Annotated in this window: 16 protein-coding genes and 1 riboswitch; of the genes, 3 read left to right on the forward strand and 13 right to left on the reverse strand. The window is 43.8% G+C overall.

Annotation, left to right across the window (positions count from 1 at the left end; all coding sequences use genetic code 11):
• Window positions 1-29 precede the first annotated feature (29 nt).
• Window positions 30-467: a DUF86 domain-containing protein gene (locus ACOJQI_RS19310; RefSeq protein ID WP_421381135.1), complete on the reverse strand. Its 438-nt coding sequence runs from the start codon at window positions 465-467 to the stop codon at window positions 30-32.
• Between the two features lie 181 nt (window positions 468-648).
• Between ACOJQI_RS19310 and ACOJQI_RS19315 the strand changes: the two genes are divergently transcribed.
• Window positions 649-969 (forward strand): cytosolic protein, encoded by a 321-nt coding sequence (locus ACOJQI_RS19315; RefSeq protein WP_421381137.1) that lies wholly within the window; start codon window positions 649-651, stop codon window positions 967-969.
• 89 nt (window positions 970-1,058) lie between these two features.
• Here the strand turns inward: ACOJQI_RS19315 and ACOJQI_RS19320 are convergent, their stop codons facing one another.
• Window positions 1,059-1,334: a YutD family protein gene (locus ACOJQI_RS19320; RefSeq protein WP_421381139.1), complete on the reverse strand. Its 276-nt coding sequence runs from the start codon at window positions 1,332-1,334 to the stop codon at window positions 1,059-1,061.
• 131 nt (window positions 1,335-1,465) lie between these two features.
• Here ACOJQI_RS19320 and ACOJQI_RS19325 point away from each other — a divergent pair, with 131 nt between their 5' ends.
• Window positions 1,466-2,197 carry a YhcN/YlaJ family sporulation lipoprotein gene (locus ACOJQI_RS19325; RefSeq protein WP_421381141.1) on the forward strand — a complete coding sequence of 244 codons (732 nt, stop codon included), beginning with the start codon at window positions 1,466-1,468 and terminating at the stop codon, window positions 2,195-2,197.
• Between the two features lie 209 nt (window positions 2,198-2,406).
• On the opposite strand, the gene lipA is transcribed toward ACOJQI_RS19325, so the two are convergent.
• Window positions 2,407-3,327, reverse strand: coding sequence for a lipoyl synthase (lipA, locus tag ACOJQI_RS19330; protein WP_421381143.1), 921 nt, complete (start codon window positions 3,325-3,327; stop codon window positions 2,407-2,409).
• Between the two features lie 610 nt (window positions 3,328-3,937).
• Between lipA and ACOJQI_RS19335 the strand changes: the two genes are divergently transcribed.
• A complete protein-coding gene (locus ACOJQI_RS19335; RefSeq protein ID WP_421385518.1) occupies window positions 3,938-4,882 on the forward strand; it encodes a M23 family metallopeptidase in 945 nt (314 codons plus the stop codon).
• An 84-nt stretch (window positions 4,883-4,966) separates the two neighbouring features.
• On the opposite strand, the gene ACOJQI_RS19340 is transcribed toward ACOJQI_RS19335, so the two are convergent.
• The 10 genes from ACOJQI_RS19340 to sufB all read right to left on the reverse strand — a co-directional run bounded on the left by ACOJQI_RS19340 (window position 4,967) and on the right by sufB (window position 16,537).
• The gene (locus ACOJQI_RS19340; protein ID WP_421381145.1) at window positions 4,967-5,065 is read right to left on the reverse strand and encodes a methionine/alanine import family NSS transporter small subunit; all 99 of its coding nucleotides are present in this window, start codon (window positions 5,063-5,065) and stop codon (window positions 4,967-4,969) included.
• A 1-nt stretch (window position 5,066) separates the two neighbouring features.
• Entirely contained in the window at window positions 5,067-6,593 is a 1,527-nt protein-coding gene (locus tag ACOJQI_RS19345; RefSeq protein ID WP_421381147.1) for a sodium-dependent transporter, read from the reverse strand.
• Window positions 6,594-6,910: 317 nt separating this feature from the next.
• Window positions 6,911-8,479 carry a Na+/H+ antiporter NhaC family protein gene (locus ACOJQI_RS19350; RefSeq protein ID WP_421381149.1) on the reverse strand — a complete coding sequence of 523 codons (1,569 nt, stop codon included), beginning with the start codon at window positions 8,477-8,479 and terminating at the stop codon, window positions 6,911-6,913.
• Window positions 8,480-8,596: 117 nt separating this feature from the next.
• A riboswitch (Lysine riboswitch) is annotated at window positions 8,597-8,788 on the reverse strand.
• A gap of 102 nt (window positions 8,789-8,890) precedes the next feature.
• Entirely contained in the window at window positions 8,891-9,646 is a 756-nt protein-coding gene (gene yunB / locus ACOJQI_RS19355; RefSeq protein WP_421381151.1) for a sporulation protein YunB, read from the reverse strand.
• 60 nt (window positions 9,647-9,706) lie between these two features.
• Window positions 9,707-10,819 carry an HD-GYP domain-containing protein gene (locus ACOJQI_RS19360; RefSeq protein ID WP_421381153.1) on the reverse strand — a complete coding sequence of 371 codons (1,113 nt, stop codon included), beginning with the start codon at window positions 10,817-10,819 and terminating at the stop codon, window positions 9,707-9,709.
• Between the two features lie 272 nt (window positions 10,820-11,091).
• On the reverse strand, window positions 11,092-11,400 hold the full coding sequence (locus tag ACOJQI_RS19365; protein ID WP_421381155.1) for a YunC family protein: 309 nt from the start codon (window positions 11,398-11,400) through the stop codon (window positions 11,092-11,094).
• Window positions 11,401-11,451: 51 nt separating this feature from the next.
• On the reverse strand, window positions 11,452-12,822 hold the full coding sequence (locus ACOJQI_RS19370) for a bifunctional metallophosphatase/5'-nucleotidase (RefSeq protein ID WP_421381157.1): 1,371 nt from the start codon (window positions 12,820-12,822) through the stop codon (window positions 11,452-11,454).
• Between the two features lie 27 nt (window positions 12,823-12,849).
• Window positions 12,850-13,674: a sulfite exporter TauE/SafE family protein gene (locus ACOJQI_RS19375; protein ID WP_421381159.1), complete on the reverse strand. Its 825-nt coding sequence runs from the start codon at window positions 13,672-13,674 to the stop codon at window positions 12,850-12,852.
• 46 nt (window positions 13,675-13,720) lie between these two features.
• Window positions 13,721-14,563 (reverse strand): DUF72 domain-containing protein, encoded by an 843-nt coding sequence (locus ACOJQI_RS19380; protein ID WP_421381161.1) that lies wholly within the window; start codon window positions 14,561-14,563, stop codon window positions 13,721-13,723.
• Window positions 14,564-15,139: 576 nt separating this feature from the next.
• Window positions 15,140-16,537 (reverse strand): Fe-S cluster assembly protein SufB, encoded by a 1,398-nt coding sequence (gene sufB, locus ACOJQI_RS19385; RefSeq protein WP_421381163.1) that lies wholly within the window; start codon window positions 16,535-16,537, stop codon window positions 15,140-15,142.
• Between the last annotated feature and the right edge of the window lie 19 nt (window positions 16,538-16,556).

Raw genomic sequence — 16,556 nt, forward strand, 5'->3', positions numbered from 1 at the left:
GTTTGTCGTGCCCTGGAGCTCAAAGCAGCCTAGTTTCTAAAAGCGGAAACCGGCCCAAGCTCATTTGTCAGATAGTCCCTTACATGCGCAGGGAATGAGCGAAGTGATTCCATGTTTTCTTGCAGGCTTTTCGCTGCTTCTTCATGGTTAATTTGTGTATATTCCTGAACGACCATTTTTCGGAATCCAATGACATTCTTCAAGCTGAGTTCCATTTCTTTTGTGATTACTTTTTCATCCAAAAGAATATCGATTATATCCTCATAACTGCCGGGATCTCTCATAATAAAACCATCAATCATTGCATTGCCAGTATCAAGTATGGATTCAATAATTGTGTGTGTGATTCTTTCTAATGCGAGTTGTTCAACGGGCGAACCCCAACTTGACTGAGAATGGAATAAGTCCAGTTGTTTTTCCATATATACTAAAATTTCTTCAATTTTTTCACGGTCAACAAAATACATTACCAGCACCTCGCCTTTTGTCCAGGCTCTTTGTCCTTCAGCCTTCGTTCACTTTCGGGAAAGCAGCCTGTATTAGTTTTCAACTAATAGTGTAACATATTCCTTCAAAATTCATCTCCATAATACTACCAGCATGAGATTCCTCCTCCTCCATATACTAAAAAATATCGGAGGTGGCTATATGTTTTTTTTCAATAATAAAGAAAAACGCACCCTTGATAAAGAGGAAGAAGTGTACACGGATTTTTCCAATGTTGAAACCATGAGAAATTTCCTTGTGCCCGAGCAGACCCCTGAAGGCCCATATGGTGCTCCTAGGGGAAAATATACTCCAGTTGAAAATAAGTCCACTCCATGGGAGGAAGGACAGCGCTACTACAGCGCATTTAACTATGAGTTTAAATCACTTCACCAGGATATCCCGAGGCAGGATCCCGGTTCCCACCCGGTCCATGCCGATCACGAGCGTAACGAAGAACCACCGTATTCAGAGAATAAATAATGCAAAAAGCCGGCAGCCCTTTACAGGATATGCCGGCTTTATCCCTTTAAAGCGCTGAAAGGGACAGTCCCTCTTAGCGCTTTAAAATGCTACTGCTTTGTTTTCTTTACCACGAAGTAAGGACATCCGAAATTACAGTACTCATATAAATAATCTTTGATTGTCGTGATTTTGGTATCAAATGTCGCTTTCTGATTCTGATCATCAAAGAATCCTTTCAGGCGAAGCTGACCATAACCCCAGTCACCAAGAATGTAATCATATTTGTTCAGAATATCACTGTACCGTGTCTTAAAAGCTTCCTCGTTGAATCCATCGCGGAATTCCTCAATCAGTTCATAGCACACGTTATTGATGCAAACCATCTTTACTTCACCTACTTTCTATATTGAACCCTTGTCCGGATTTCAAAACCTCTTACTTAAATTATAACTGATTGTCCATTAATTACTAAGAGAAAAATACATTCCTCCTGGTCATTCTAACAAATGAGGAGGTGTTTAAATTGAAGAAAAAAATACTTGCAGCAGGTGTCATCTCCTTTTCGCTTTTAGGAGCCGGTTGTGCAGATGACCTTGCCTCAGATGGTGATGAAATCTTTCATGACAATGGCAACACAATCAATGTCAATGAAGAGGAAGATATCTATCAAGAAGTTGAGAACACTGAACATGCCCGCGGTGAGCAATTTGGATATGTAAGGCATCAAAAGAGCCCGATTGCAGGAAGAACCATCTCTACTGATGATATGTACACGATTGACCGTGAGAAAGTGGCCGATTCCATCAGCAGAATGAGCGTCACACTTCCACGAGTACAGGATGCATCCACTCTTGTAACGGATGAAGAAGTACTGATCGCTTACAAAACAGACGCAAAAGATAAAGACCTTCGCTTTGAAGTGGCTGACCAGGTGAAAAAATCGGCCCTATCGGTCGTACCTCGCTGGTACCATGTGTATGTAACAGATGATCCCAATTTAATGCAAAACGTCGAAAACCTCGCTGCCATGGATTCAGATATGGCTAATGTCAATACAGCCATTGACGATACGATCAACCTGATGCTTCAGGACTCCCCGCAAGGCCGCGAGATTGATGCAGGAGAAAATGCCAATGGCGAAATGTATGACGAAATGGATGAAATGAACGAGGATGACGTTCACCGCATCAACCGTGACAGACAAAAAAGATATGATAACACTGACCATGACCGGATGACGGATTAAGAACAAAAGTGCAAGCGGCCGTTCAGCGCCGTACAGATTGGAGGGCTTCTGCATGAGATAAAGGAATCACGAAGAGCATAGCGAATCGATGATGACTTATCGCAAGGAAGAAGACCGAAATCTGCTAGGCGCTGGCCGCTGGAGCTGGATGATGATAAAAAAGGACTGATCCACGCTTTAGGATCAGTCCTTTCACATCTTGAAATGAATTATGCCTTTTGAGCCTGGGCTTCTTCTCCCATTTCCTGTTTTGCTTTTGCCGCAGCGTTAACCTGCTCATCTGCATGGTAGGAAGAACGAACAAGCGGTCCAGCTTCACAGTGGCTGAAGCCTTTCTCAATGGCGATTTTACGAAGTTCCGCAAACTCATCCGGATGGTAGTATTTCTGCACTTTCAAATGCTTCTTCGTTGGCTGCAGGTATTGACCAATAGCCATGATATCCACATTCGAAGCTCTCAAATCATCCATTGTTTCCATGATCTCTTCCTTCGTTTCCCCAAGGCCAACCATGATGCTGGACTTTGTAGGAATTTCAGGCTGAAGTTCCTTTGCACGGGAAAGGAATTCGAGTGTACGCTCATAAGTCGCACGCGCTCTGACTCTTGGAGTCAAACGGCGGACTGTTTCAATATTGTAGTTCATGATATCCGGCTTGGAATCCATCAATGTTTTGATGTTATCAAAAACACCGCCCATATCGGATGGAAGTACTTCAATAGTTGTGAATGGATTTTTTCTGCGGATAGCCCTTACTGTCTCAGCAAACACAGCAGAACCTCCATCTTTCAGGTCATCGCGTGCTACAGCTGTTACAACGACGTGCTTCAGGTTCATTAATTGAACAGAATCTGCTACGCGTTCCGGTTCAGCCAAATCCAGTTCATTCGGCAGGCCAGTTTTAACAGCACAGAAACGGCATGCACGGGTACAAACGTCACCAAGGATCATGAAAGTAGCTGTTCTTCTGGTACCCCAGCATTCATGAATGTTTGGACAGCGTGCTTCTTCACAGACTGTATGAAGATTTTTCTCACGCATCATTTTTTTAAGGCCCATATAGTTATCGTTCGTATTCAGCTTAATCTTAAGCCAATCGGGTTTACGGATATGTTCTTCTTTTTTACTCATAATTTCATCTCCATTCATTGAAGTCACTGTCTAAAGCAAACAGAGTGAAACGCTATTTAAAGCGAATGCCTTTTGATATATGTAAAAAATATTACAAGTAAAATAACGTGTTCCTTAGTCACTTTATCACACTAAAAAAAGTAAGACAAGCTTCAATTCTTGGGATTACCAGTAATTGATATTTATGAAAACGAAAGACTGTAACACAATAATGATAGGACTTTAAACTATAAAGCGGAAGCGGCCGTTCAGCGCCGTACAGATTGGAGGGCTCTTGCATGAGATAAAGGGATCACGAAGAGCGGCAGCGATTCGATGATGACTTATCTCTAAAAAGTGGAAAGGCCCCGCTCAGCGGCGTACGAACTGGAAGGCTTCCGAATGAGATAAAGGAAACACAACGAACGTAGTGAGTTGATGTTGACTTATCGCAAGAAGGAAGACTGAAGTTCGATAGCCGTTGGGGCCTTGCAGCTGGATTCGCAAGGAGAGAGACTGAAATCTGCTAGGCGCTGGCCGTTGGAGCTGGATTGCGGAAAAAGGCTCCGAAAGAAAGGTGGACATGACTTTGTATAAAAAAATAATCGCTCTTATTATATGCAGCTTTTTTATAGCATCCTTTAATATAAATGTTCAGGCAGCCGGCGAAGAAGAGCATCTGCAGGAAAGAATGGAACTGTTCAAGAAGATGGAAGCTGCTACCCAGATTCCCTGGTACTATCTCGCTGCTGTCGATCAATACGAGCGCAGCCTCCGCTTTTCAAGGAAAGATTTACCTAAGCCAAAGAACCCTATTTCAATATACTTTCCTGCCGCTGAATGGGCAGGCCCGCTGAATCCAAACCCAGAAGATAAAAATCCAAAAACGATTACACTTTTTGAGGGAATCGGGATTGACGGAAACAGTGATGGGGTTGCAGACCGAAATAATGATGAGGATGTTTTGGCGGCTTTTGCACATTTCATCTTGAAATACGGAATTGATAAAGATAACTTTCGGATTGCTTTATGGAACTACTATCAACGAGACAAAACCGTAAGTTTGATCATGGGAAAAGCTGAGCTTTATAAAACGTATGGCCATCTGGACCTCGGCGGAAAATCATTTCCACTCCCTTTAAGGTTTAATTACAGCTATAAAAACACCTGGGGGGACGCGCGCGGCTGGGGCGGCAGAAGGATTCACGAAGGCACAGATATTTTTGCCGATTATGGAGTGCCAGTAAGATCGACATGCTACGGCATCATCGAAATGAAAGGCTGGAACCGATTTGGCGGCTGGCGTATAGGTATCCGTGATATTAACAACACTTATCACTATTTCGCCCACCTAAGCGGGTTCGCTAAAGATCTAGAAGTCGGTCAGACAGTTGAACCGGGAATGCTCATCGGCGGGGTTGGAAGTTCAGGTTATGGACCTCCTGGCACATCCGGAAAATTCCCTCCTCATCTTCATTATGGAATGTACAAAGACAATGGATACACCGAATGGTCATTCGATCCATACCCATATTTGAGAGTGTGGGAAAGACAGGAACGCCAGAAGAAAAGATGAGGCATTTTAATTTGTGCCTGGCTCAACTCCACATCCTCAACCACACAAAAAAAGCTCCGGGGAAATCCCCGGAGCTCTCATCACTTATTTTGACTTTTTAACTGCATTGAGGATGCTGCCTGCCAAGCCGCCCCAAATGATCACCATACCGACAATCATCATGAAAATAGCACTGCCTGTCATATTAGCTTACCTCCTTATAGCTCTCAGCTTCTGTTTTGGAATCCCATCGTTTGAATGTCAGCGCCACACCTGCAAGAAGTGCGAAGGCTGCTACAAACCAGCCGCCGTAAAGAATGAAGGCATTTGAATAATTCTCATAGTTCCCACTATCAGTCGGGAATTCTCGAAGCAGATTCTGCTTAAATAAACCGAACATCATGTAACCAAGAACGATTGGTGTGATGACGCCAAGGCATGCTTTCCACCAGCCGCCAAGACGGATGTCAGATGCAATGTTGGCATGTTCCTGGAAGCTGTTAAGCTTGCGAAGGAACCACGCAATTGCCACAACCTCGACTAGTCCGACAAACGCTACACCGAATTGGTTAATGAAATAGTCTGCTGCATCAAGGAAGAACAATCCGCCCTGTGTAGCGAAAAGGATTGAAATCAGAGCCGCAGCCCCGCCTCCGTAAGCGATAGCTTTGTTACGGGAAATCCCGAATTTCTCAGAGAATCCTGCAACGTATGTTTCTGTGATTGAAATCAATGAAGAAAGACCAGCCAGCACTAATGATGCGAAGAACAGGAATCCAAACAATCCATTCAGCGCCGGGAATTCATTGATGATCTGCGGGAATACAACGAACGCAAGTCCGACACCGCCGCTTACGACTTCTTCTACAGAAACCCCTTGAGAATTAGCCATGAAGCCCAATGCAGCGAACACACCGATACCTGCAAGCAATTCGAATCCGGAGTTACTGAATCCAGTGATGAATGCGTTGTTGGTGATATCGGATTTCTTTGGAAGGTAACTTGAATACGTAATCATAATAGCGAATGCGATGGATAAGCTGAAAAAAATCTGGCCGTATGCCGCCATCCATACACTTGGCTCAAGAATCATATCAAAATTCGGTTTGAAGAATGTGTTCAATCCATCCAATGCACCCGGCAGAGTGATCGCACGGACAACAATGATTAAGAAAAGGATAACTAGTGCAGGGATAAAGATTTTGTTTGCTACTTCAATTCCTTTTTTAACACCCTTGAAAAGAACGCCAAGTGTGATGACCCAGACAAGGATTAATGGAACAAACACACCCATGACCAAGCTTCCTGTTTGTCCCGGAGCTTCTGCAAGTTTCAGGTAGTCCCCAAATAGGAAACCTTCTGTGTCGCTGCCCCAGCTGAGGTTGAACGCGAACACACTGTAGGACATCGCCCATGCAATGATGACCGCATAGTAGGTGGAGATGACAAATGATACAAATACAGCCCACCAGCCGATCCACTCGGACTTCTTGCTCATCCGGAAAAATGAAAGAGGTGCCGATCCCCTGTACTTATGGCCAAGAGTGAACTCAAGGACCAACAGTGGAATACCCGCAGTCAGCAAAGCAAATAAATAAGGAATGAAAAATGCCCCTCCGCCGTTCTCATAAGCTACTGCAGGGAAACGCCAAATGTTTCCGAGGCCGATTGCGGAACCGACCGCTGCCAGAATAAATCCGGCCCTCGTACCCCATTGTGCACGATTTTCCATGAAAACTCCCCCCATTAACGTTTTTAATTGTTTAGTATTTTCAGATTATTTAGTAATCTAAAAACAGTATAGCTAGTATTAGGACGAATGTCAAAGTATTATTTTTATTTTTCTATTTGTTTCTTTTCCTTGCCATGATACTGATGGTGAGCGCTCTTTCTTTTCTAAAAAGATATTTTGGAATAGTTTTGAAATGAATCCGATTTCACAATTTGTTGAACAGTTTCTGTCATATCCGACCATCCTGCATAAAACAACATCATGACAAAAAAAAAGAGAGATATCCCCGTAATATGCGGAGATATCTCTCTTATATTTTAGTTGCTTCCAGCGGCTTCAGTTGTTCTTTTACCAAACACTGCGAACAGTACCAGCAAAATGATTGTGACAGCAAGTCCGACCAGCGTGCTTCCAGTCAGTCCTAGAGCAAGGAATCCGACAGCTGCGATTATAGCACCTGTCAAAGCATAAGGAAGCTGTGTGATGACGTGGTCGATATGGTTGCTTCCAGCACCTGTAGACGAAAGGATGGATGTATCTGAAATTGGAGAACAATGATCCCCGAAGACAGATCCCGCAAGTACGGCTGCCATCGCTGGCAGCAAGATGCTTACATCCGTCGCAGCTGCAATCTCACCCGCGATTGGAAGAAGGATACCGAATGATCCCCATGATGTCCCTGTCGCAAAGGCCATGATTCCGGCAACGATGAACATGATGACTGGAAGAAGTCCGATGTTCAAGTTGGATTGCTCCACAAGGCCGGCCAGGTATTCACCAGTCTGCAGTGAGCCGATTAACGTTACGATCGACCAGGCAAAAATAAGGATATATACAGCAGGAAGCATCGATTTGATTCCTTCGATGAATCCGATTCCAAGGGCTTTCCCATTGAGTTCTTTTGAAAGAGACATTTGTCTGAAGAAGAAGATCAATGCAACAACCAGTCCAAACAATCCACCATATACTAAAGAAGTGGATACATCAGTGTTCTCAAAGATTGCCAGGATCGAAGCCTCTCCTTCAACAGCCTGATAACCAGTCCAAAGCATGGCACCTACTGTACCGACAATTAGGGCAATAATCGGCCAGATCAAGTCACCGACCGTTCCTTTTTCACTAACAGGCAAGTCATTTTTCAATTCACCGGGAATATCTTTCTCCGGGTCATAAACTTCACCAGTATTGATAGCACGGAGTTCGTGTTCACGCATTTTCCCAAAATCAATGCCTCTGTAAGAGGTAACGAACACAAGTCCGATTGCTGCCCAGACGTAAAGGTTCATCGGGATGATTTGGATGAATGCCGAGAATGCTGTGTATCCTGTTATCGCATGATCTGCCAGGATTCCGCCGATAAGGGCGATGATGAATGCTCCCCAGCTTGAGATTGGCGATACCACACAGATCGGCGCTGAAGTCGAGTCAATGAGATAAGCCAGTTTAGCTCTTGAAATTTTGTGTCGGTCTGTAATCGGCCTGGAGACCTGTCCAACTGCCAATGCATTGAAATAGTCATCGATGAAGATGATGATACCCAAAACAGCAGTCAGGATTTGTGCACCGGCTCTTGTTTTCACACGTTTCAGCGCCCATTCACCGAATGCCCTGCTTCCCCCGGAGATGTTTACAAAAGCTGTAATCACACCAAGAATCAGCAAGAACAAGATGATATAGACGTTCCATGTGTTCAGCTCACCGCCATCCACGAAGATTCCTTTAAACGAATCCCAGATGATCTTAAATGTTTCAACAATAGAAAATTCGGCAAGAAGCAATGCCGCCGAGATGATCCCGACTCCGAGTGACAGCAGTACTCTTCTAGTCAGGATAACCATTAAAATGGCTAAAAGGGGTGGTAATAAAGAAAAGATTGTGTTTTCCATTTTTTCTCCTCCTGTATTGATAGGGAGGGAACAAGTGCAGAATGATAGAAGAAAATAAAAAAAGGTAATAATAGAGAATCCTATTATTACCTTTCGTAATATAGTCATTTCTCCATCTCGATCTGTAGCTCCCCATTATAATCGTGTATAAGCCTTATAATGACAGTGTTACCCTTTTTCAAGGTAACCCCAGCAGAAGAGATTCTGACCAATCCCATTCTGCTTCGGCACATATCCCCTTTCAACCAAAATCACAGTTGTCATCCTTACTCGGTTTACTGATGAATAAGTGCAGCCTCTACCCCATCGGATTTAGATGATTGTAGTAAATATTAAATTCACTAGATTAATATATCAGGTATTCAAGATGCTGACAAGAACAATTTGTTCATTGCCGTGAATTTCCACTGTTTAATCAAGAGGTACTTCAATAGATGGAGCTGAATCTCCCCCGCTGTTAAAAAATTGAGGTACTTCGCCTTTCATTAATCCCATCGCTACAAGGACATCTTGTTCAATTGTTTTGGTTTCAGTGGCAAACGGGATGATGATTTGTACATTCACTTGTATATGGATATATACTTTCACCAAGGCATTATTGATTCCAAATTCCTGAACCTCTGTCTTAACATCTGACACAACATCCCCAATTGCATTGAATTTCACTGGAACTTTTGGTCCTAAGTTACCCAAAAGCGCATTATTTGTCGCCTGACCAAGCGGAACCGAGAAAACGATTCCCTCTTCTTCCGTTCCGTCTTCCTCAATTTCTACATCGGTCAGGAACTCCAGGTCCTTCAAGTTCCCTCTTTCCGCTTCCTTCAAATTCAACTGCACAAGGTTTACGATTTCATTTTGGACACGGGTGATGATTTCTGTATTGAATTGCCTGTATCCCCTGTCACCGTCCTCCGTTTCGGATTCCTGCGTTACTTCATTGATGTCCATAACGTTGGCAATTTTCTTGCTGACCGCTTTATTTATGACCAACGTACCAATCCGGCTGGTCTGGGTTTCGGCATAACTGACCAAAGTCGGTTTCAACCCTTCATTAATAATCCACAAGCCTCCAGCTGTGGAAAACATGAAGAATACAAACGTTAACAAAATGACATATCGAAAAGGCAGTGGTCCTCTTCGGGGTTTATATTTTTTAGGCTTAATCAAAAAAATCCCCCCTTACAAGCTATATGTATGCTTGTAAGGGAAGGATTAGCGCAACAAAATTCATTTGACTTCCATTAATCTGCTCTCAAATTCCGAATCGAAATCCGTGATGGTGACATCCAGGCTTGTACCGAGATCCAGCGTATAGGGTTCAGTCAGTTCTTCCCCGCCCTCTGCTATGATGCGAATGACCGGCCGGTGGGTAAGGGCTTTATTCTGTCTTTCCACAATCCCTCTGCGCCCGTCACTCAGGACGACCACCATACCATTAGGATATATTGCCACCGCTTTCCTGAATGCCTGAATGACATTGGAGTCAAACAATGTTCCGGAACCTGCATATAAAATTTCAAGCGCTTCGTGCGGAAGCATGGCATCGCGGTATACCCGGTTGGATGTCAAGGCATCAAAGACATCCGCTACGGCAATGATTTTTGCAAAAGGGTGGATTTCATCCCCTTTAAGCCCCCTGGGATATCCAGAACCGTCCAGGCGTTCATGATGCTGGAAGGCACAGTGGGCTACGAGCAGGGATACATTATGTAACTGTCTCAAAATATCAAAACCGTACTCCGAGTGTTTTTCCACTTCTTTAAATTCGTCATATGTAAGTTTGCCGGGCTTCATTAAGATTTCTTCCGGCACTTTCATTTTGCCGATATCATGCATGATTGCCCCCAGCCCCAGCATATCCAGCTGTTTTGGCGGCATGCCGAGCTCAATCCCGATTGCCAGCGTGTATAGCGTCACATTGAATGAATGATGGAATACATACGAATCATAGGTGAAGACATCCGTCAGCAAGGTCAAAAGATCCTTGCTCCCTTTGATCTCATTCAGAATGGTATCGACTACTTCCTTGAAATTGCTGGCACTTTGCTCAAGTGCGACAAGATTATTGGAAACAGAATTTTTTTCTAAATGAGTAAAAGTGGAATCAATTTTATTGACGGCTTCCTGCCTGACCTTTACTGGAATGGAATCAGCTGCTTCGATTCCAGCTGATAAACCATCTTCTATGTATACATACTGGATATTCAGTTGGATTAATCTTTGGATCATCCGTTCTGTCACGGACACTCCAGCCTTGATCAATGCCTGTCCTTTTACATTATAAACGGTGGATGCCATGACCATTCCTGATCTTAATGTTTTGGTTGAAATGAATCTCATCGAATTCTCCTATGTATCCCATCATTTTTCGACAATTTTTACTAATATCTTCATTATAATGCATTTAAAGGTATTTTCAAGCGAACCGTTTTCTTATTTTTCTCGTTTTGTTCTAAATTTTTTGAAAATGATTCTTTATGACTAGCTTCCAAAACCGGTTGGAATAGTCCACCTTCCCTTTACCCGGATATCCTAACTGTAAACCTACATTTTCCGAAAAATTTTTTCAATCTAAAAAAAGCCCAAACCATAATCTGGTTCAGGCTTATGCACTATATCATTTTTAACAAGGCGTCCCTGCCTGACATTCCGGTAGTGATCCCCAATTGTTCAGCTTCATGCGTCACCGATTCCAGCGGGGCATCGATCAGCTGCTCTATCGTTTTGACTCCTACTGCTCTGCCGGCGATGATTTTTCTATCCTTCAGCTTTTCATTCAGCAAGCCTACATCCAGAGCACCGCACATAATATATCCTTTATCGCTTGTAACGACAAGCAGGTTGGTCTTTGGGAGCTGTACCGATACGGCAAGAAAAGTGTGACCGTCTATCTCTACAGGTGAAAGATTCATCAATGTCATCCTCTCCTTTCAACTGTTATGTTATGAAAGAAGCGAAGGAGAGGTGAGGGCTCACAGACCGTTCACTGTTTTCAGCTTCCAGGTCAGCACATCCCGTAAAAATTCCGGCATGTAGTAGTGTTTTTCAGCCCTGTTCAGTTCCGGAAAGAAATGGCCGAATGTAAACATATCCGTTGTAGCCAGCTGATAGGTTTTATTTGGATCAATCTGTTCTCCGTTGATCGATATATGCTGAATGTCTTTTCCAAATGAGATTGAGCTGTAGACAAACTCACCCATGATCTTCCCGCGGAACCCCAGTCCTTTTACCTGCAGATGATGCAGCTCTTCATCTCTTGTTGCTTTTATCACTTCCTTGAGTTCAGAGCCTTTCAGTTTAATGACACAGGGATTGATTGGATGCGGCAGGATCCTGTGAATATCAAACCGCGAAACTTCACCCTTCGGCAGCCCTTCCAACACCAGGCCGGCATTCAGAAAAGCACAGTCCGCTTCACACCACTCCATTAGGCCGTCCGACAGCAATTGAGGAAGGATTGATGGCTTAAACCAGTCTGATTCCATATCTTTTTTCAGAACCACAACCGTGTCATTTAACAATTCCTGTCCTTTATCATGCCACTCTTTGATTTGCTTTTCTTCATTTTCTGAGACCGGCAGGCGGTCCTGTTCATACAACTGAGCTTTCCGGGAAATGATCTTCTTTGACTCGGTATCCAGTTCCAACATAATATGGCCCACGTAATTCCCATGTTTTCCCCCGGCCCCCATAAGGGTCCCATTCATTTCTTTCCCCTCATGAAAAATATGATGGGTATGTGCGCCAAGGATGATATCCACTTCAGGGAACTTTCCAGCAATCCATTCATCGTCTCTGATCCCCAGATGGGACAGGAGTACAATCATGTCTGCTTGTGGCTGAAGCTCTTTCAGCCAAAAGCTCAGCTGGTCCATTGGAGAATAAATATTCCACCCCAACGGTTTATAAAAAGGAGCAAAATGAGCTGTCAATCCCAGAACACCTAATTTGTACCCTGATTTTGTCTCATAAAGTTGATACGGTTTGGCCCACGAAGGAAGCTTATGATCCTTCGTATACAGGTTAGCAAGCAACACATCGAATTCTGCATTTTCATAGAGGCTGTCCAGTTCTTCATAAGAGAAGGTGATCCCTTCGTTATTTCCAATCGTGACCGCATCGTATCCGACTTCATTCAGCATTTCCACGTTCCCTTTTCCCAAGGTTCCTTCTGAATAAGGATGCCATCGGTCTATATGGTCCCCGATGTCAAACATGAAAACCTCATCATCGGCGTCCTTATGCCATTGCTTTCTCAATTTAAGAAAATCACGGATGCGAGGCCAATTTTCAAAATGACTGTGCAAATCATTCGTATGATAAATATGAATAGTTTCTTTCACTCTTTCACCCTTCTTCCGTACACTAAATCAACCTGTAAGCCCTTGATAGACAAGTCTGATTCCGATCAATACCAATATAATACGAAGGATATTGACCAGTGCCGCCGACTGCAGCTTTGAATTCAAATACGCTCCTCCCTTTGCGCCGAACCAGGCACCAGGTATGATTGCCAAAGCATACAGCCAGTTGATATTCCCTAAATAAATATGCGTGGCTGAACTGACCAAAGCAGATAAAAATACCATAAACATCGAGGTAGCCACCGCAACATGGGGAGGAAACAGGAAAATCAAGATCATGGCCGGCACCATCAACGAACCGCCGCCGATACCGAATAAACCTGAGGTAAACCCAACAACAAACGCAATCGCCACACCCAGAAAAGGTGGAAATCCATATGTATACTCTGTACCCTCAGCATCTGTAAAACTCCGCTGATAACTGCTCGTTTTAAACGTTTCAATTGGTTTGATCCTGTTTCTGATCATCAAGATAAAAGAAACCAGGATCATAAAAACACCAAAATATAAATTGAATGATTCCATATTAAAGGACTTGTTTACTATCGCCCCGATGATCGAGCCGGGCCCGGCCCCCGCAAAAAACAACAGGCCGCTTTTATAGTCCACCGTCTTATGTTTAACATAGGATAAAGTTGATGATAGGCCTGTAAAAATCATGATGATCAATGATGTCCCCACTGCTACTTGCGGACCTAAGTCTTCCAGCAATGATGTATAGCCCCCAAAGTAAACAAGCGCAGGGACTATGATCACTCCCCCGCCCAATCCGACCAGGGAACCCAGGGCTCCTGCAAACAGGCCAATCAGCACTAAAACAATCCATTCCATGTTGTCATCTCCAAATCTAATTAACGCAATTCAAGAACACAAGCCATTAAAACAAGTCAAGCTGTCTCGGGGCAAGGTCCGTATATTGTATATCCAGCATATCCAGGAACTGCTTGGCATTGTCTGCCGCATCTCCGCCGGAATTATTATTGAATACGATATAAATATCTTCCGTTTGATCTTTTAACATTTGAAGCTTGTCTTTCCATTCCAACAGCTCTTTTTCGTTATACCGATAAAGATAGCGGACCTCCCGCCAGTTATCCCCGTTAGGCTTCTGCCATCCATGTACATTTCTTCCATGGAAACGGATGAGAGTTATGTCATCCCGTGTTGCCTGGAGAACGGTCGGTACAGAGCCTTCTCCTGATTGAGGCTCATCGCAAATGCTGTGAATCCACCCTTCTTCCCTCATGAAAGAAAGGGTCCTTTCTTTAAACTGAGGATAAAACCAGGACTGGTGCCGGAACTCCAAGGCAAGCGGCAGGTCCGGAAGCATCTCTTTACAGTACCTCAGATAATCCACATTTTCTTTTTTGCAGTCAAACCATGGAGGGAACTGCAGGAGCACCATCGCCAGCTTATTCGCATCTACATAAGGTTTAAGCGAATCCCGAAAGGCTTTGAACATTTCCTCTTTGCTTTTGAAAGGGATATCGCCTCTGTTGTGTCCTGTCATTCCCTGATAGGCCTTTACAATGAATCGGAATGATGCAGGGGTCTCCTTCACCCATTTTTCCGCATTTCGCAATGGCTGCACGGCATAAAAGGTAGAGTCCACTTCAACAATCGGAAAATGAGCGGAATACTCTTTCAGCTTATCCCTTTGTGATGTGTTGCTATACAGCGAATCATGGTCCCCCCATCCGGTTAATCCGATATATATCAAAACAGCACCCCGTTTCGTTTTGTACTTTTTTATTTTTTCGAAAGGTCCATTTCTAAAGATAGTTGCTTTCCGCTCCAGCTGCGCGACTCCGCGGGGCGGGCGGTGAGCCTCCTCGGCTGCGCCTGCGGGGTCTCACCTGTCCCGCTATTCCCGCAGGAGGTCGCACAGCATCCGCTCCAATCAACCTACGAATATGAATGTCATCACTGAGTTCACAAAAACCATATTTTAGAAATAATATGACTAGTTTATATGTAATACATCTTTACCCGAAAAGCAAAGATGAAAATCCAATTCAGTCATACTAAACATACCACTGTTTGCTCAGGATGGGCAACCGGTTGGGCTTTGGCTGGGATAGGAGGTGCCGGGGGATTTATCGGCGATTTTTTGGATTTATCAGCGATTTCCGGCAGTTTATCGGCGATTCTAATGATTTATCGGCGATTTCGGGATTTTATCAGCGATTATCAGGATTTATCGGTCATTCGACAAAAACCGAGTTGTGACTGTCACGCCCCGAATTTGCCGCACACAAAAAAAACCGCATGCGCGGGGCATGCGGAAATTTCTGTTTTAACCGATTGAACCTTCCATTTCGAACTTGATCAGGCGGTTCATTTCGACTGCGTATTCCATTGGCAGTTCTTTTGTGAATGGCTCGATGAAGCCCATTACGATCATTTCTGTTGCTTCTTCTTCAGAAATACCGCGGCTCATCAGGTAGAATAACTGCTCTTCAGATACTTTCGAAACTTTCGCTTCGTGTTCCAATGAAATGTTGTCGTTCAAGATTTCATTGTAAGGGATTGTATCAGAAGTTGACTGGTTATCCATGATCAGCGTATCACACTCAATGTTTGAGCGTGCGCCTTCTGCTTTGCGGCCGAAGTGAACGATACCACGGTATGTTACTTTACCGCCTTGTTTTGAAATCGATTTAGAAACGATTGTGGAAGAAGTGTTAGGTGCAAGGTGAGTCATTTTCGCACCCGCATCCTGGTGCTGGCCTTTACCTGCCAACGCGATTGACAATGTCATACCTCTTGCTCCCTCACCTTTAAGGATGACTGCAGGGTATTTCATTGTCAGCTTGCTTCCGATGTTTCCGTCAACCCATTCCATTGTAGCGTTAGCTTCACAAACAGCACGCTTCGTAACAAGGTTGTATACGTTGTTCGCCCAGTTCTGGATCGTTGTATAACGGCAGTAAGCATCTTTTTTAATGATAATTTCAACAACTGCAGAGTGAAGTGAATTCGTTGTATAGACAGGCGCCGTACAGCCTTCTACATAGTGTACGCTTGCGCCTTCATCCACGATGATCAGCGTACGCTCGAATTGTCCCATGTTCTCTGAATTGATACGGAAGTATGCTTGAAGAGGTGTCTCAACTTTGATCCCTTTAGGTACATAGATGAAAGAACCTCCGGACCATACAGCAGAATTCAACGCAGCGAACTTGTTATCCGTTGCAGGGATGACTTTTGCCCAGTGCTCACGGAAGATGTCTTCGTTTTCTCTTAAAGCAGAATCCGTATCTTTGAATACGATACCCTGTGCTTCAAGATCTTCCTGCATGTTATGGTAAACTACCTCAGATTCGTACTGTGCAGATACACCGGCAAGGTACTTCTGCTCTGCCTCAGGAATTCCAAGCTTATCAAATGTTTGTTTGATTTCTTCTGGAACTTCATCCCATGAACGCTCAGATTTTTCAGAAGGCTTTACATAGTAAGTGATCTCGTCAAAATTTAAAGCGTTCAAGTCTCCGCCCCATTGCGGCATAGGCATTTTATAGAAATGTTCCAATGATTTCAAACGAAAATCGAGCATCCATTGCGGCTCTTCTTTCATTCGTGAAATTTCTTCAACGATTTCACGTGTAAGGCCGCGCTTTGAACGGAAAATTGATACGTCTTTATCAGAGAAACCATATTTATAATCTCCGATCTCAGGCATCTTTTTCGCCATGTTGATTCCTCCATTCTAA

This window comes from Bacillus salacetis (assembly GCF_049177075.1).
Taxonomy (GTDB): domain Bacteria; phylum Bacillota; class Bacilli; order Bacillales; family Bacillaceae_B; genus Rossellomorea; species Rossellomorea salacetis_A.

What these genes read in the sequence shown, in the direction of transcription:
- lipA (WP_421381143.1), bottom strand. Translation starts at nt 3,327, where the DNA reads ATGAGTAAAAAAGAAGAACATATCCGTAAACCCGATTGGCTTAAGATT.
- ACOJQI_RS19375 (WP_421381159.1), bottom strand. Translation starts at nt 13,674, where the DNA reads ATGGAATGGATTGTTTTAGTGCTGATTGGCCTGTTTGCAGGAGCCCTG.
- ACOJQI_RS19350 (WP_421381149.1), bottom strand. Translation starts at nt 8,479, where the DNA reads ATGGAAAACACAATCTTTTCTTTATTACCACCCCTTTTAGCCATTTTA.
- ACOJQI_RS19320 (WP_421381139.1), bottom strand. Translation starts at nt 1,334, where the DNA reads ATGGTTTGCATCAATAACGTGTGCTATGAACTGATTGAGGAATTCCGC.
- ACOJQI_RS19360 (WP_421381153.1), bottom strand. Translation starts at nt 10,819, where the DNA reads ATGAGATTCATTTCAACCAAAACATTAAGATCAGGAATGGTCATGGCA.
- ACOJQI_RS19365 (WP_421381155.1), bottom strand. Translation starts at nt 11,400, where the DNA reads ATGACATTGATGAATCTTTCACCTGTAGAGATAGACGGTCACACTTTT.
- ACOJQI_RS19345 (WP_421381147.1), bottom strand. Translation starts at nt 6,593, where the DNA reads ATGGAAAATCGTGCACAATGGGGTACGAGGGCCGGATTTATTCTGGCA.
- sufB (WP_421381163.1), bottom strand. Translation starts at nt 16,537, where the DNA reads ATGGCGAAAAAGATGCCTGAGATCGGAGATTATAAATATGGTTTCTCT.
- ACOJQI_RS19340 (WP_421381145.1), bottom strand. Translation starts at nt 5,065, where the DNA reads ATGACAGGCAGTGCTATTTTCATGATGATTGTCGGTATGGTGATCATT.
- ACOJQI_RS19310 (WP_421381135.1), bottom strand. Translation starts at nt 467, where the DNA reads ATGTATTTTGTTGACCGTGAAAAAATTGAAGAAATTTTAGTATATATG.
- ACOJQI_RS19315 (WP_421381137.1), top strand. Translation starts at nt 649, where the DNA reads ATGTTTTTTTTCAATAATAAAGAAAAACGCACCCTTGATAAAGAGGAA.